Source organism: Sporosarcina siberiensis, from assembly GCF_042681925.1.
Classification (GTDB): Bacteria; Bacillota; Bacilli; order Bacillales_A; family Planococcaceae; genus Sporosarcina; species Sporosarcina siberiensis.
This window is the reverse complement of sequence record NZ_JBHUGI010000015.1, coordinates 52,587-67,644: the sequence shown is the minus strand read 5'-3', so window position 1 is coordinate 67,644 and position 15,058 is coordinate 52,587. Positions and strand designations below refer to the sequence as shown.

16 protein-coding genes and 1 riboswitch are annotated in these 15,058 nt (G+C 37.2%); of the genes, 6 read left to right on the top strand and 10 right to left on the bottom strand.

Translation table 11 applies throughout. The features are described from left to right. Nucleotides 1-273: 273 nt before the first annotated feature. The 6 genes from ACFSFY_RS06890 to ACFSFY_RS06865 all read right to left on the bottom strand — a co-directional run bounded on the left by ACFSFY_RS06890 (nucleotide 274) and on the right by ACFSFY_RS06865 (nucleotide 6,524). Nucleotides 274-1,488 carry a DUF2812 domain-containing protein gene (locus tag ACFSFY_RS06890; RefSeq protein ID WP_381536557.1) on the bottom strand — a complete coding sequence of 405 codons (1,215 nt, stop codon included), beginning with the start codon at nucleotides 1,486-1,488 and terminating at the stop codon, nucleotides 274-276. Beyond that, on the bottom strand, nucleotides 1,481-1,810 hold the full coding sequence (locus ACFSFY_RS06885; protein WP_381536555.1) for a PadR family transcriptional regulator: 330 nt from the start codon (nucleotides 1,808-1,810) through the stop codon (nucleotides 1,481-1,483). Before ACFSFY_RS06885 ends, ACFSFY_RS06890 begins: the two co-directional genes overlap by 8 nt. Nucleotides 1,811-2,206: 396 nt before the next feature. Continuing rightward, the gene (locus ACFSFY_RS06880; RefSeq protein WP_381536553.1) at nucleotides 2,207-3,868 is read right to left on the bottom strand and encodes an FAD-dependent oxidoreductase; all 1,662 of its coding nucleotides are present in this window, start codon (nucleotides 3,866-3,868) and stop codon (nucleotides 2,207-2,209) included. Between the two features lie 479 nt (nucleotides 3,869-4,347). After that, nucleotides 4,348-4,938, bottom strand: a complete 591-nt coding sequence (locus ACFSFY_RS06875; RefSeq protein WP_381536551.1) for a class I SAM-dependent methyltransferase — start codon at nucleotides 4,936-4,938, stop codon at nucleotides 4,348-4,350. Nucleotides 4,939-5,044: 106 nt separating this feature from the next. After that, the gene (locus tag ACFSFY_RS06870; RefSeq protein ID WP_381536549.1) at nucleotides 5,045-5,317 is read right to left on the bottom strand and encodes a hypothetical protein; all 273 of its coding nucleotides are present in this window, start codon (nucleotides 5,315-5,317) and stop codon (nucleotides 5,045-5,047) included. A 235-nt stretch (nucleotides 5,318-5,552) separates the two neighbouring features. Next, a complete protein-coding gene (locus ACFSFY_RS06865; RefSeq protein WP_381536547.1) occupies nucleotides 5,553-6,524 on the bottom strand; it encodes a 2-hydroxyacid dehydrogenase in 972 nt (323 codons plus the stop codon). A gap of 161 nt (nucleotides 6,525-6,685) precedes the next feature. Further along, a riboswitch (TPP riboswitch) is annotated at nucleotides 6,686-6,794 on the top strand. 100 nt (nucleotides 6,795-6,894) lie between these two features. Here ACFSFY_RS06865 and ACFSFY_RS06860 point away from each other — a divergent pair. The 5 genes from ACFSFY_RS06860 to ACFSFY_RS06840 are packed head-to-tail and all read left to right on the top strand — an operon-like array spanning nucleotide 6,895 to nucleotide 10,463. Beyond that, complete coding sequence (locus ACFSFY_RS06860) at nucleotides 6,895-7,881, top strand: ABC transporter substrate-binding protein (RefSeq protein ID WP_381536546.1); 987 nt, start codon at nucleotides 6,895-6,897, stop codon at nucleotides 7,879-7,881. Between the two features lie 13 nt (nucleotides 7,882-7,894). After that, nucleotides 7,895-8,185 (top strand): thiamine-binding protein, encoded by a 291-nt coding sequence (locus ACFSFY_RS06855; protein WP_381536544.1) that lies wholly within the window; start codon nucleotides 7,895-7,897, stop codon nucleotides 8,183-8,185. Beyond that, nucleotides 8,182-8,955 carry an ABC transporter permease gene (locus ACFSFY_RS06850; RefSeq protein ID WP_381536542.1) on the top strand — a complete coding sequence of 258 codons (774 nt, stop codon included), beginning with the start codon at nucleotides 8,182-8,184 and terminating at the stop codon, nucleotides 8,953-8,955. Before ACFSFY_RS06855 ends, ACFSFY_RS06850 begins: the two co-directional genes overlap by 4 nt. Beyond that, entirely contained in the window at nucleotides 8,948-9,679 is a 732-nt protein-coding gene (locus tag ACFSFY_RS06845) for an ABC transporter ATP-binding protein (protein WP_381536540.1), read from the top strand. The genes ACFSFY_RS06850 and ACFSFY_RS06845 overlap by 8 nt, the downstream gene beginning before the upstream one ends. After that, on the top strand, nucleotides 9,663-10,463 hold the full coding sequence (locus ACFSFY_RS06840; RefSeq protein WP_381536538.1) for a TatD family hydrolase: 801 nt from the start codon (nucleotides 9,663-9,665) through the stop codon (nucleotides 10,461-10,463). Before ACFSFY_RS06845 ends, ACFSFY_RS06840 begins: the two co-directional genes overlap by 17 nt. Before the next feature lie 24 nt (nucleotides 10,464-10,487). Here the strand turns inward: ACFSFY_RS06840 and ACFSFY_RS06835 are convergent, their stop codons facing one another. The 3 genes from ACFSFY_RS06835 to menC form a co-directional block, all read right to left on the bottom strand. Then, nucleotides 10,488-11,402: a DMT family transporter gene (locus tag ACFSFY_RS06835; RefSeq protein ID WP_381536536.1), complete on the bottom strand. Its 915-nt coding sequence runs from the start codon at nucleotides 11,400-11,402 to the stop codon at nucleotides 10,488-10,490. A 126-nt stretch (nucleotides 11,403-11,528) separates the two neighbouring features. Then, nucleotides 11,529-12,389 (bottom strand): DUF1835 domain-containing protein, encoded by an 861-nt coding sequence (locus ACFSFY_RS06830; RefSeq protein WP_381536534.1) that lies wholly within the window; start codon nucleotides 12,387-12,389, stop codon nucleotides 11,529-11,531. A 99-nt stretch (nucleotides 12,390-12,488) separates the two neighbouring features. Next, a complete protein-coding gene (menC, locus tag ACFSFY_RS06825) occupies nucleotides 12,489-13,604 on the bottom strand; it encodes an o-succinylbenzoate synthase (RefSeq protein WP_381536532.1) in 1,116 nt (371 codons plus the stop codon). A 262-nt stretch (nucleotides 13,605-13,866) separates the two neighbouring features. Here menC and ACFSFY_RS06820 point away from each other — a divergent pair, with 262 nt between their 5' ends. Continuing rightward, nucleotides 13,867-14,214, top strand: a complete 348-nt coding sequence (locus tag ACFSFY_RS06820) for a DUF378 domain-containing protein (RefSeq protein ID WP_381536530.1) — start codon at nucleotides 13,867-13,869, stop codon at nucleotides 14,212-14,214. A 76-nt stretch (nucleotides 14,215-14,290) separates the two neighbouring features. Here ACFSFY_RS06820 and ACFSFY_RS06815 read toward each other — a convergent pair whose 3' ends face one another. Next, on the bottom strand, nucleotides 14,291-14,992 hold the full coding sequence (locus tag ACFSFY_RS06815) for a VCBS repeat-containing protein (protein WP_381536528.1): 702 nt from the start codon (nucleotides 14,990-14,992) through the stop codon (nucleotides 14,291-14,293). Nucleotides 14,993-15,058: the final 66 nt, after the last annotated feature.

The window sequence follows — 15,058 nt, the reverse complement described above, 5'->3', positions numbered from 1 at the left end:
GAGGTTTTTATAATGCTTATTCGGGGTGATGGATTTTGTTTCTTTGGAATTTACATACTGACTTTTGTTCGGTTTGTTCGTTTCTCACGGATATCCGACACTTCGGGGAGTATATCCGACTGTTTGAGTGGTATATCCGATACACTCTGACTTATATCCGGCAGTTCGGAGCATATATCCGACATTTCTGAAATTATATCCGTAAATCATGACCTTTCACCTACAACAAAAGCTTGTTTTATTTAAAGGGTGTGTAGTTTTAATTGCGCTGCGTCAATTATTTTGAATTAAGTCCATTTTCTCTTCCATTACTATGATAATCTCATCTATATCCGCATAACCGTGGTACAACACATGAATGATCCCTTTTCCTTTAGCTCCAACTACCTCCTTCCATTCTTCAAGTTCACGAGTGAATAGTGTGTCAAAGACGTCGCTTTCGTGTTGAACAGGATTATTTCCTTCAAAGATGAAATCATTCCTTGTTAATAGGTCAGCTATTATTCTTTCTTGTAATAAAGGAAAAGTTAAGTAATAAACTTGTGTGGAAATGCTTGGAGAATACGTTCCACTCTTATCAGCCCACATTTGTTCTGGAACAATGCCACTTTCTCTAGTTTCGTATTGACGTGGCGCTAAAGGGCTCCATTCATAAGCTATTTCATTTTCCCAACCAAAGATTTTATCAGTATCTGGATCTTTCATCGCTCTTTGACTGAGTACTAATTGTGGGTTTTGCTCAATGTTCATTAGTCTAACAATTGCGGAATCATCGGTTTCTTTTGGTAATGCTTCCGATTTATTCATCGCTAATTGAATGAAAGGAATTGTCGCCCCTATCGCGACGATTGTAATAATGATGATGGATTGCACAAGATTTATTCTGTAATGCTTTTTCCATGGCGCCTGGTGATTGATAGGTTTTCCTTCAGCAAGATTGTTTCTTAATTTTCGTATGGAACGGGTGGCTCGAATCATTGTATAAACTGGATATAAATATGCCAACACAATCGTTGGATATTGAATCGAACTCCCTTCTATAAGAGAAAGTGCAGGCGTATTGTCAATAAACCAAATGAATGCCAGCATACCTATACCTAGGATACTAAGAACAATTACGTACAATGTATTTCTAGCAATCTTTTTATCGAAACTCTGTAATGCATAGGATTGTTCTGCAGGATCAGTGTGTAATTCGGGCGAATCCAATGAAACAGGCGATACAAAAACGCTCAGTTCTTTAAACTTCGTTATATAATTCCAGCCACTTTCCATATAGAGTTCCTTTTGCTCATCTGAGTTGTTTTTATCCAGTGACATATCGATTCTGTACTTAATGTCTTCCGGTTCACCTTTTTCAAAATGAGCAAAAAAGTACCCAATTTTTTTCAAATGCAATCCCTTACGCGACATATCGGAGAACCAACTTTCATTTTCCCCAATGCGCCAAAAATCACCAATAAGCATTTTCCGAACAACTTTAGTCATGTAAGTCACCTTCTTTCAGGATCTCACCGTCATTTATTAATGAATTTAAGCGCTTATACTCTTGCCGCAATGCTTGTTCCCCTTCCGATGTAATAGCATACGTCTTTCGTCTACCATCATTTTCCGTTAGCACAATGAGTCCTTCTTTTTGCATCCGAGCTAGAACACCGTAAAGCGTCCCAGGTCCCATATGAACTCTACCATTCGAAACTTCTGTAATTTCATTCATAAGCCCATATCCATGGCTTGGATTCATCAGTGTTAACAACACATAATACATTGCTTCGGTCATCGGACCACCTGCATATTTAATAGTAGTCACCCCTTTTTTCAATTGTTATGTCAAGCGGTATATCGTGTAACGTAATAGTAACTTCTGGTAAATTAAATGTCAAAATACCAGTAAAAAAACCTGGAATTCAAATGCTGAACCCGTTCAGGTCACTGCTATAAAACAAACAATAAAACACCAAATAGACCGCTAATTCGAATATGAATTAGCGATCTATTAGTTGCCTATGCATCGAGGTTTAACAAAAAATAAAGCTTATTCTAACTCAAAAAGAACAGAATCAGCTTACACTTGAATTTCATCACTATAACAATTTGATGACAACGGTTGGACTTTCTGAGAATCTTTGCTCCATAAAACAACAATTCCTGAGATGAAAAAGAGTGAATTTCCCAATAAAACGTCCATTAGTAGTATTCCTTTATATTATGCTTGCTCTTTACAATATTTCGCTGCGATATAACCAAATGCCATTCCGGGGCCAATCGTTGCACCGGGTCCAGGATACGTTGCACCCATTACGGCAGCAGAACTGTTTCCACAAGCATGAAGTCCTTTGATTGGTGTTCCGTCTTCTTTCATGACACGTGCATATTTATCAATGACGACCCCACCTTTTGTCCCAATGTCTCCTGGATAAATGCGTAAGGCATAATAAGGCCCATCATTGATTTCATCTAAGTTAGGATTTTGTAACGTAGGATCTCCGTAATACCTATCATGCGCTGTTTCTCCTCTATGAAAATCTAAATCTATTCCTGTTTTAGCGAATCCATTGAACCGCTCAACAGTGGCTATTAGATTTCCGTTCGGTATCGTTAATTTATCTTCAAGTTCTGCAATACTGTCCGCCTTAATAACAACACCATGCTCATAATATTCCTTTGGAAAGTCTTGTCCAGGGAACAATCCAACAAATAAGTGTCTTTTCTTAGCTTTATGATCCAAAATAATCCAAGAATAAATTACTTTTCCATCTGTAGCATCATTACGTTCATACATTTTATCGACAAATTCATGATACGGTGTTGGCTCGTTTACATATCTTTGACCGTTTTGGTCCGTTATGATCATTGAAGGTATTGCACGGTCAGCAACTAAAAAGAACGGTTTTCCTTTGTGATCAATAACAGAAGGAGCGCCCCATACTTTATCCATAAAGGCCAATTTTGCCCCAAGCTGAATCGCTGGTTCCAAAATATCCCCAGTTTGTCCTTCAGGTGATGAAGTCCAATCTTTCGTTGTCGGTGCTGGTAAATATTTCTCCCTATACTCCTGATTTCTTGAGAAACCACCAGCGGCCAATATGACCCCTTTATTTGCTTTCACTTTGATTTCTCTTCCATCTTTCAATAATTTAACGCCAATTACTTCTCCATTTTCTACAATTAAATCAGTAAAAGCACTACCTAACCAAAGCTCACCTTCAAGCTCTTTATAAGCCATCGCAAATCTAGCAATTAACGCTCGCCCTAACGATGCGTATTGCTTCTTAAATAATATGTGCTCTAGTAAACGCTTGCCTAATATTAAACTTCTAAACTTACCTTTCCACGTTCTCGTAATCATATTTACGTGGCGGAAATCTTGTCCAGTCATAACAAAACCTTTTGTATCCATGGCTGGTGATTTTAAAGTATTCTGCCAATCTCCTAGCTTATTAAGATCGAAAATTAAAGGCTCTATCGAACGTCCTTCAGCTTTTCCACCTTCAAGTTGCGGGTAATAATCGGAATAATCTTTCGCGTATGAATACCTTAAGTGCTTTGACGTTTCATGTAGATAATCCAACATTTCAATTCCGCGTTTTAAATACGTTTCTTTCATTTCATCGGAAACTTTATCTCCTATTGTTTGATCCAAATAAGTTTTGGCTTCTTCAAACGAATCATTCACACCAGCTTCTACCAAATATCGATTATTCGGAACCCAAACGCCACCCCCAGAAAGGGCAGATGCACCCCCGTAAACCTCTTCTTTCTCAATTAAAATCGTTTTCAAGCCTTCTTTTTTACTAGTGATTGCAGCTGCAAAGCCGGAAGCCCCTGAACCAATAACTACAACATCATATGTAAAATCCCAACTCATGCAAAACTCCCCTTTCTTTTTTTACTATATAGACAGTGCGACTATGCACACTTCTAATTAAATAAACCCATCTTGAATGATGTGACATATCCAAATAATACTTTACACATTAAACATTTCGATTATATAAGGAATTATACCTTTGAACTGTTAAATTTCTAGTATAATCTTACTTTTTAATATAAAAAAATAATCAATCTGAATCGCTTGTTAGCGCTCATTTTGACTATTCTTTAGGTTATTTTTTTAGTATTCTGTCGCATCTAAGATTTTTTTAACAATCTCACCCTATTGATATGTAATGGCCCATATTTTAATGGTTAACCTGCTCGGCTGATATACGGAGAAACCCCTTATTTCACACCGTGAAAAATAAATGACTTTGTTTCCTTAGTTGCCTGTTCGAATTCCCAATCCCCATAGGTTTGAATTTGTGAAAAACCTACTCGGTGTAATGATTCATAGATTTCTTCTTCGGTTCAGAATCTTAATTGTATTTTTTCATGAATAACTACTTCATCCGTACGTGCATTTTTCACAGTTTCGTAAAACGTAAATACATCTTCTACGAACCCCTCGTATTCCGTCCAAATTTCAAGCCGCTCACCGCTGAGCTGATCCGTTGCAACATTAGGAGTTTCATCCTTTGCCCACTCTTTCCATACTTTAACTAATGGATTACGTGTATCAAAAATAAAGTGTCCTCCAGATTTTAATGCTCGATATGCATCTGAAACGACGTTCTTCCAACTATCCTCTGTAAGAAATACTTGGGCAACATTTGCTGTCATAATTACAGCGTCGAACTCATTTGTTTGTAAATTTGTGCTATCACCAACAATCCAAGTCACTACGTCCTGATATTCCTTACTTTTCGCATATTCAATCGCTTCTATATTCGGGTCAATAGCTGTAATATGATAACCTGCCTTGGCAAAATGAGTTGTCAGTCTTCCTGTTCCACAACCCGAATCAGCTATTTTTTCCGCATTTATCTTATTCAGAAGCCCTAAAAAGAATTCATCGTCTTTGCCCCAGCCATTAATTTGGTCATATACTAATGGAATCAATTATTTTCCCACTCTCAAAATCTTACTTTCTTCCGAAAAATCGGCCCAATTGAAGCACAATATTTGTTCTGTTTTAGCACCCGAATGTTGAATTATATTTTTTATTTTATTTCTTGTTATTGTAGTCTTTGTCCAGAAATAATTTGGGACCTATCAAAGCACCGACCAAACCTGCTAATCCTATAATAAATGTTTTAATCGTTTGGCTAACACTAGGAAAGATATAGTCAGACAAAACAGCTACTATTCCAACAAGTACACTTGCAGATAAAATCATTCTGGTATCTTTCTTTTTCATAGCAATCACCCTTAGTAAACGAATATAAGCATTACCATCTTCCAACTTTTTATCTGAGGCAATATAATAATAATTTGTCATTATAATCCCTTCTTTCATTCATCATCGGTAAGCTTTACAAACCATAAAACTTACTTGACTAAAGGCTCGATTTTTAAATGATATCCATAAAAACCCTATTAAAATAAGGCTCTTATTTAGTTAATTAAAAAAATAGAAGCATAACTAAATACGATTCTAATTCAATGGTAATTAGTTTATTATCCCAACTCCTGCAGCACTCAAATGCATAATGCACTTGAGTTACTGGTTTTCATTAATCTGCTTTATCAAACTTTCCTTTTCCGGTTAATATCGCGACGATGTTTTCTGCTGCTTTCATTGCCATGGCGTCTTCAGTTTTGGCTGTAGCTGAACCAATATGTGGTACTGTGACTACGTTTGGCATAGTGAGTAGTGGATTGTCCATTTCAACCGGTTCCGTTTCATATACGTCTAATCCTGCTGCATAAATTTCTCCGTTATTTAGCGCATCTATCATGGCTTTTTCGTCCACAGTTTGACCACGGGAAACGTTTATGAAGCACGCAGTTTTTTTCATTAGCTTGAATTCTTTGGCTCCGATAATTCGGACGGTTTCCGGTGTGAGTGGCGTCATAAGTACGACAAAATCTGATCTTTTTAAAAGAGATTCCAACTCGCAATATTCGGCTCCGTATTTCTCTTCTGCCTCCTGTTTTCTGTTTCGATTGTAGTACAGAACATCCATATCGAAACCAAATTTCGCTCTTTTCGCGACGGCTTCTCCAATTCTACCCATTCCAATAATTCCTATTGTACTGCTATGTACATCTCGTCCATAAGTCTCGCTGTATGCCGCAGTGGACTTCCAATTCCCTTTTTTTACATATCGATCCAATTCAACAATTCGTCTCGCGGTCGATAAAATTAGTCCAAATGTCAAATCTGCAACTGTTTCATTTAACACATCTGGTGTATGGGTTCCTATGACATTATATTTTTTCATCGCCTCAACATCAAAATGATTATATCCAACAGAAACGGTGCTAATTGCTTTTAAATGGGGCGCGCTTTGAAGGAGTTCTTCATCAACGATTCCGCCCGAATTGCGTGAAGAATACAGACCATCTACATTCGCAATCTCTTTTAAAAGCACGTCCCGAGGAATTAACTCTTCTCCTTCCCACTTACGAATATCACAATGTTGTTTCATAAATCGTTCCACATCATCAGGCATTTTGTATGTTGCATATACTTTGGGTTTCATCCGCCATTCCTCCTAATATTCAAATAACTCTATCCTCATTGTGCCATACTTTTCTAATTTCTTCACTTGTCTATGAGTAAAAAGGAAATGTTGCACTTGATTCATTTGAATAAATGTGGCAAAGTAGAAAGTGTACTATAATTCAAAATTTCATACAGTTACATTTTATGTGGGGGAACCAGTTTAGCTGGTTGAGATATACTCGAGAAGTATAGACCCTTTGAACCTGATCTGGTTAAAGCCAGCGGAGGGAACATACTCATTAGCTATGTCTATGTTTATGCGTTCTTCGGTTGTCCGGAGAACGCATTTTTGTATTCCGAAAAATTGTTCATTTGTAATTGCTATGAATTTATTAGGAGGAAACGAATTGAAAAAGATTATTGCGTTCATCATGCTTACTTTATTACTTACAGCATGTACGACAGAGAAAAGTAAAGAAACTGAGCAAGACGGGAAATTGGAAAAGGTTCAATTTGTATTGGACTGGACTCCAAATACGAACCATACCGGCTTATATATAGCGAAAGAACAAGGCTTTTTTGAAGAAGAAGGTCTTGATGTGGATATTATGCTTCCTGGCGAAGCGGGTGCAGACCAACTCGTAGCTGCGGGTAAAGCACAGTTTGGAATTAGTGCACAAGAATCCATTACAGAAGCACGTGTACAAGATATTCCAATCGTCTCCATCTCTACAATTCTTCAACACAATACTTCGGGGTTTGCTTCCTTGAAGAAAGACGGCATAGAATCGCCAAAAGATTATGAAGGTAAAACCTATGGTGGTTGGGGAGCCCCAGTGGAAGAAGCCATAATTTCCTCTTTAATGGAACCGGAAAATGCGGATGTCAAAAAAGTTGAGTTCATCAATATGGGAAATTCCGACTTCTTTACCGCACTTGAGCGTGACATCGATTTTGCTTGGATTTACTATGCATGGACCGGAGTTGAAGCTGAACTTCGCGGAATTGACTTAAATATGCAATACCTTAATGACTACACAAAAAAGCTCGACTATTACACACCTGTTTTTATTACAAATGAAAAAATGATTAGCGAGAATCCAGAGACGGTTCGTGCTTTTGTCAAAGCAATTTCAAGAGGGTATGAATTTGCAATTGACAAACCAGACGAGGCAGCAGCAATTTTCTCGAAAGCAGTTCCTGACCTTGACGAAGAACTTGTTAAAGCAAGCCAACAATGGATTTCGCCGAAATATAAAGAAGATGCCGATCAATGGGGTGAACAAAAACTTGAAGTTTGGAAAGACTATGCAGACTGGATGAATGAAAACAGCTTACTCGAAGGTGAGTTTATTCCAGAAGACGCTTTTACAAATGAATTTTTACCTAAATAAGGAGGCATTTCAAATGACAAACGCATTAGTAAGTATCCAAATTATACCGAAAACACCTAATGGCGAGGATGTAATTCCTTATGTCGATGCTGCGATTGCAGTGATTATTGAAGCAGGAGTCCCATACCAAGTTTCCCCACTCGAAACAACAATGGAAGGTAATTTGGCGGAGCTCTTAGAGATTATCCAAAAAATGAATGAACGAATGATTGAATTGGGTTCACTGAGCATCATTTCACAAGTAAAAATCTTCTATAGACCTGACGGAGCGTCTATGAATGCATTAACAGAAAAATACCGTTGAAGTCTATTTTACAAAGAGGATGGAGACCATTATCGGTCCTCCTCCTTTTGCTTATCTTGTGGGAAATGGCAGGTCGCATTTTTGATATCCCTGTATGGCTGCTCCCTGTTCCTTCACAAGTATGGCAAGAGGCTATTCATGGATGGATGCATTATTCCGGGCATATCCTATCCACAATCCGTCTCACTTTAACCGGATATGCAATTGGGATTAGCGTCGGGCTCGTCGTCGCAATCTTTTTATTTAGACTTCCAATGCTTCAAGAAGCATTCTATCCACTGCTTATTTTGTCTCAAAATATACCCATTATCGTTTTAGCACCTTTGCTTGTCATTTGGTTTGGTTTCGGAATGTTACCTAAAGTAATTGTAATTGTGCTTGTCTGCTTTTTTCCAGTTACCATTGCAACACTTGATGGATTTCGACAAACCGATAAAGATCTACTGCATTATATGAAAATGACTGGCGCGTCGAATAAGCAAGTTTTTTGGAAGCTTCAGTGGCCACATGCTCTACCGGCCATATTTTCAGGTTTAAAAATTGCCGGTACTTATAGCGTTATGGGTGCGGTTATTTCCGAATGGCTTGGTTCTGGAAAAGGGATTGGTGTATATATGACACTTGCTTCATCTTCATTTAAAACGGACCGTGTTTTTGTAGCAATCTTTTTAATTATGATATTAAGTTTGACCTTTTTTGCAATCATTGCACTGATTGAAAAGTGGGTGCTGAAATGGCAACGGCAAGGAGGTAATTCACTGAATGGGTAAATTACATTTACAGCATATATCAAAATCATATGGAGCAACCAAAGTACTTCAAGATGTCTCTTTTCATGTGAATGAGGGTGAATTTGTCACGATTGTTGGACCTTCGGGCAGTGGTAAAAGTACGTTATTTCATCTGATTGGTGGTCTTATTGCTCCCGATAGCGGCACGATAACTTTGGACGGCAAAAACCTTATCAATACTCGCGGACATATTAGCTATATGCCCCAAAATCCATCGCTTTTTCCTTGGCGAACCATTTTGAAGAATGTTTTGTTAAGTTCTGAAATTGCTGGTAAAAAAGATGCCGGGAATGCTTTAGAACTTATTGAAAAGGCCGGACTTAGTGGATATGAAGATGCTTATCCGCACCAACTGTCTGGCGGTATGAAACAACGTGTTGCGTTCATTCGCAGTCTCAACAGTCCTCAGTCCATTATCTGTTTAGATGAACCCTTTTCCGCATTAGATGAATTTACGCGTTTTGAAATGCAAGAATGGCTGTTATCCATTTGGAAAGAATACCAAAAATCAATTCTTTTTATTACACATAATATTGAAGAGGCCCTATTTTTATCGGACCGTATTCTAGTTCTTTCAGATAAACCTGCTTCCATAAAAAAAGAAATCATTATACCTTTTTCTCGTCCACGTACTGAAGATTTATTATTAAGTGATGAGTTCATGAAATTGAAAAGGGAGATTCATAATGACTTACGAAGTTAATAGAGCCCGTTCAATCATTGATGCACATAGTCATCTTGACCAATACGATGGAACCGTCCGGAAAATGATTATTGACTATTTGGAAAGTCCAACGTCAGAACTCACTGATGTAATCAGCATTTCAATGAACCTTCCTTCAAGTATCCATAATTTAAAACTATCGGAATCTCATAAAGGAATCCATTCCGCATTCGGTTTTCATCCAGAACAAAACGCACCTTCCGAAAGTGAACTTCAGGAATTGATTTCGTTTATGGAATTAAATAAAAATAAGATGGTTGCGATTGGTGAAGTTGGGCTCCCCTATTATTTGAAGGAAAGTAATATCGATCTTCCACTTGAACCGTATATTGAAGCACTTGAAGTATTCATTCGTAAAGCAAGTGACTGGAACAAGCCTATCGTTCTACACTCTATTTATGAAGATGCAGTTACGACATGTGATTTTCTTGAAAGACATTCTGTCAAAAAGGCTCATTTTCATTGGTTTAAAGGTTCTGTTTCAACACTTGAACGAATGATTGAAAATGGTTATTTTATTTCGGTTACACCCGATTGTGTGTATGAACAGGAAATACAGTCCCTAATTGAACTCTATCCCATTGAACAAATGATGATAGAAACCGATGGACCTTGGCCATTTACTGGACCTTTTGAAAATCAGGTCACACATCCAAAAATGATGCACCAGTCTATTGCAACAATTGCGTACATAAAGAAAATGGATTTGAATGATGTATATGAACAAATTTATGGAAACACAAAAACCTTTTATAATTTGTAACTCAATTAAAAAGTACTTAAGCAATTAAGAACGAAATTTGCTTAAGTACTTTTTGTAAGTATCGCCCCATTTGTATCCACTCGAATTCACCATATATATGCTTAAAACGACTAATAAAAGTCCAACAATCAATGTAAAAGTAGCGGGTTCATCTAAAAACAGTACCCCAACGAAAACAGATATAATTGGTACTAGAAATGTGAAGGAACCTACTTTGCTCGCCTCTCCTGCTTTTACAAGAGTGTAGTAAATCACATAGGCGACGGGTATTCCCATCGTTACACCGAAACCAAGTCCGAATAGAAATATCCCATTCCAATTAATTGCCGTCCAACTTTCAAAAACTGTTCCAGTTATGAGAAGCACAAATCCTCCGATAATAAACTGCATTGCAACCATCCAGTAAGCATCTACATCGTTTCCAACTCTTTTAATATAAACCACTCCAAGTGCCCATACGAATGCTGTAACTAGCCCCAATACAACTCCTACAAAGGATATATGAACAATTAGTCCATCAATACTCACGATGATAATACCAATGAAACCAATAAGTAGACCTACGAGCTTAAGGACTGTCATATTTTCTCCCAACCATAACCAGGCAAACAATCCAAGTAACACTGGCTGAAAATACACTAGAACCGAAAAGAGTCCTCCCGGTAAATACATTAACCCAACTGTATGAAATCCAAAGAAAAAAACCGTATTAAAGAGTGCAGATATACAATACTTAGGCCAATTAGTGCGCCAATTTATTTTATTGCGTATTTTATATAGTATTATGGCTAAGAGTAAACCTCCGAATAATGCACGCAGCCCGGCAAACAGAAGTGGAGGACTATGAGGCACCGTTAGTTTATAAATTGGCCAACTTATGCCCCAGATGCAGACTAATAGCAAAAGCCCACCATTCGTTTTCGTAAATAATCGTTTCACATCTCACTTCCTTTATTTGAATGTGTACTATCTTAGTGTATGTATGCTTGGTGGCCAGTTCCCATCGTAAAGCAACAACAAAAGCGTCAAAGCAAATGAAGATTGCTTTGACGCTTTATTTATCAATTACTTTTTCAAGCGGACACTATAAAAACGCATTCCTTTCAAATTGCCTTTCATTTCAAATTCATCTTTTTCAATCAATGATCTAATCCGATACTCAAAGAATTGATCGTCCACATATTGGTTTAAATGACCCAGTACTTCGCCGATTACCCGCGGCGCAATCATGAATTCTCCTGGTTCGCACTCATTCTCCAGTTTTTTAGCCATATTAAGGATGTATTGATCGTAATACTCTTCAGAATGGCTTTCAATCGTACCGTCTTTCCAAATCCGAAGTGTTTCATGTGTTTCTGAAATGTTCGTCCATTCGCCTTCCAGAGTCTTTCGATCACTTTTAGTTAACGGCGCACACTTTTCATATCGCTTATAAATCTTTTCAAATCGTTCCGAGTCGATTTCACCTGAATGCCTAATTTCATAAGTTACTTTTTTTGTATTGAACAATTCCCCATAAGCTTCTGCTGTATTTATGACTCGTATATCAGTACATTTGCCTTGCAATAAATACAATGCGAAACGCAATCCGGTCTGCTCATGGGCATTGCTTCCAGTCCAAATTACGATTTGACTTTCTTCTGGTATTGCAAAAACTTCATTCAATGCTTGTGTAAACAACTTATGATACTCGCTTGAATCTTCCAACTTATAATTAAGATTGTTGTCCTGCCATTTACTTCTTAACTGCCGACCAGCTTCTTCATGCAAGCGCAAAACTGGCCCCACGGAGAACACTTCTCTAAAAGCAATAACTTGTTCTTGTTTATTCAATTTCATTGTCTTTAACGCCATTTTTAAAGAACCGAAAGCGGAAGGTCCAAATAGAATATGTACTTTTTTTACTGTTGATGTTTCTGCTGTCATTTCACAGTTCTCCTTTGTAAAAAAAAATAAAAAACACCTGTGCTTATTATACTTATCAAAAGTATAACAGTAGCGCAGATGTTTTTTATTTCGGTTCGTTTATTTATTTGTGTATGTTTTAATATCTACTGTTACTTTATCTAATGCTTCTTGATCGATATCAAAACCAATTCCCGCTTGTTCTGGAACATGAATATAACCTTCCTCATCCATAACAACTTCAGGTGTGATGATATCTTTATGCCAATATCTTGAAGAAGGTGCTGTGTCACCTGGAATTGTAAAATTCTCCAATGTTGTAATAGCGATGTTGTGCGCACGGCCTACACCGGACTCGAGCATTCCACCACACCATACTGGAATGTTTTTCTCTTTGCAGTAGTCATGTATTTTTATCGCTTCTGAAATACCGCCTACTCGGCCAATCTTAATATTAATGATTTTACAGCTGCCAAGTTCAATTGCATTTTGTGCATCTTCTAGTGAATGAATACTTTCATCCAAACAAATCGGTGTTGTAATTGCTTTTTGTAAAGTTGCATGTTTAATGATGTCATCGTGTGCCAGGGGTTGCTCAATCATCATTAAATTAAGACTATCCATTTCCTTGAAAAGGTCAATATCATCCAGTGTATAAGCAGAGTTGGCATCTGCCATCAATGGTATATCACCAAACTTCTCTCGAACAGCTCTAAGCATTTCAATATCTTTACCAGGCTTGATTTTCATTTTTATTTTATTAAACCCTTTGTCTAAACTATCTTGAACTTGTGCAAATAACTCTTCTAGCGATTCTTGAATTCCAATACTAACTCCGACTTCAATTTTCGACTTTTTACCGCCTACCGCTTCAGTCAGAGTAATGTTTTTCTTTTTAGCATATAAATCCCATAGAGCCCCTTCAATTGCAGACTTCGCCATGTTATTTCGGCGAATACGGCTAAAATCCTTGTTGATGTCATCAGGGTGTGGAATTTGGTCTTTGCTAAATACGAGCGGCACTAAAAATTCTTCTATAATATGCGATGCTGTTCCAACCGTTTCCTCACTGTAATACGGATCCGCACTTACAACACACTCCCCGTAACCGACAAGCCCTTCACTATAGGCTTCGATAATTAAAAATTCTCGATCTGTTGTTCTAGCAAAACTTGTTTCAAATGGAAATCTATAATCCATTTTCAGTTTTCGTACTACAATCTTCTCGATACGCATTTAATTTGCCCCCTGTTTTCCCCCATTTATTTCTTATCGATCATTTCTTAGTGACAGAATAACGATTTACTAAAATCTATTCAAGCATAAACCAAAAATTTTTAATTATCAATTAAATCACTCGAACGTATGAACAGAATTTAATAGTTCACCTTCTATAAATTATTCATAAAAAATGAATTTTGGCTAAAGATAAGAATGAATCTTTATCAATAAAACAAATTATTGATAAAGATTCAAATAATAAAGGAGGTGTTCGTTAGTGGGCGCAATTCAAAGGACTGCTTTGGCTCTAGTCATTATTGGTGCAATAAACTGGGGACTCATTGGTTTTTTTAGGTTTGATTTGGTGTCGGCTATTTTTGGTGGACAAGATGCATTTTTGTCCAGGGTAATCTTTGGCCTTGTAGGAATAAGTGGACTGGCTTGCTTAGCCCAATTGTTTAAACCTATGGAAGAAGTTGAGGTGGATTCAACAAGGCATGTCCATAAAGATCTTAACTACAACACTGAATTCGGCGAGGAACCCGACTTTACAAAGCCAAAAGATCCCAAGAAGAAAAAACCGAATGTCAATAAGCACAAAGGCAACACACCTAAGAAAAAGTAAAAAACATTCCCCTACAATGTCTAATCAGCATTGTAGGGGAATGTTCGTTTAATGTTGACTTGTTTAGGCTCTTAAATTAAAAAATAGCTAAATACTGAGTTTGCAATATAAATCGATTTTCCTTCCAACTTAGAGTGTTTAACATATACCCTAAAGAATCTGCATGATATCTACCGGCTATTTTTTGATAAGCTAAAAGTTCAAACACTTTATTCGAATCGAAATCTACTGGGTATAAGCCGCTTAAAGGATCCACAAAACCCGTTATTGGGCTTTTAAGTTTGCCATTTTTATCGTATATTTCATTTAAATACTCCGGCCCCTTTGTAGTTAAGTCGATGATATATTTTTCATGATTAGCCTTGCTGACCACTTTAACTTTGTAGTTGTTTAAATACGTAACGTCATATTGGTATTGATGATTATACATATTATAATCAAAAAGTAATTGTGCTTTACTCCCAATAAAAGAAACAATGTAATAGATCATAACCCCACCACTGCCACCAGTATTAATGCCTATTAGTATTTCATCTACGCCATTCCCAGTAAAATCGCCTAAAAACAAAGATGGATTATAACCGACGTTATCTCTTAACTGAATACTTGTTGTGATGCCTGTTTTTCCATTCTTAATATGAAGAGTTATATTTTGTGTGAATGGACTCTCCGGTGTTTTAGTACCCGTTAAATATACCTGATCGATTACTCTATCCCCAGTGACGTCCCCTTGAGTAAACGCAACAATACTCGGATGCCCCATAGTATTAGAATCCATACAATACCCCTTTTCAGAATGAATATGATTATACCTATCCTATGACTTACTTCGGGGATTGCTACT

Coding starts and splice junctions, on each gene's coding strand:
- ACFSFY_RS06890 (WP_381536557.1), bottom strand. CDS start 1,488: ATGACTAAAGTTGTTCGGAAAATGCTTATTGGTGATTTTTGGCGCATT.
- ACFSFY_RS06880 (WP_381536553.1), bottom strand. CDS start 3,868: ATGAGTTGGGATTTTACATATGATGTTGTAGTTATTGGTTCAGGGGCT.
- ACFSFY_RS06870 (WP_381536549.1), bottom strand. CDS start 5,317: ATGACAAATTATTATTATATTGCCTCAGATAAAAAGTTGGAAGATGGT.
- ACFSFY_RS06865 (WP_381536547.1), bottom strand. CDS start 6,524: ATGAAACCCAAAGTATATGCAACATACAAAATGCCTGATGATGTGGAA.
- ACFSFY_RS06855 (WP_381536544.1), top strand. CDS start 7,895: ATGACAAACGCATTAGTAAGTATCCAAATTATACCGAAAACACCTAAT.
- ACFSFY_RS06845 (WP_381536540.1), top strand. CDS start 8,948: ATGGGTAAATTACATTTACAGCATATATCAAAATCATATGGAGCAACC.
- ACFSFY_RS06840 (WP_381536538.1), top strand. CDS start 9,663: ATGACTTACGAAGTTAATAGAGCCCGTTCAATCATTGATGCACATAGT.
- ACFSFY_RS06830 (WP_381536534.1), bottom strand. CDS start 12,389: ATGACAGCAGAAACATCAACAGTAAAAAAAGTACATATTCTATTTGGA.
- menC (WP_381536532.1), bottom strand. CDS start 13,604: ATGCGTATCGAGAAGATTGTAGTACGAAAACTGAAAATGGATTATAGA.
- ACFSFY_RS06815 (WP_381536528.1), bottom strand. CDS start 14,992: ATGGATTCTAATACTATGGGGCATCCGAGTATTGTTGCGTTTACTCAA.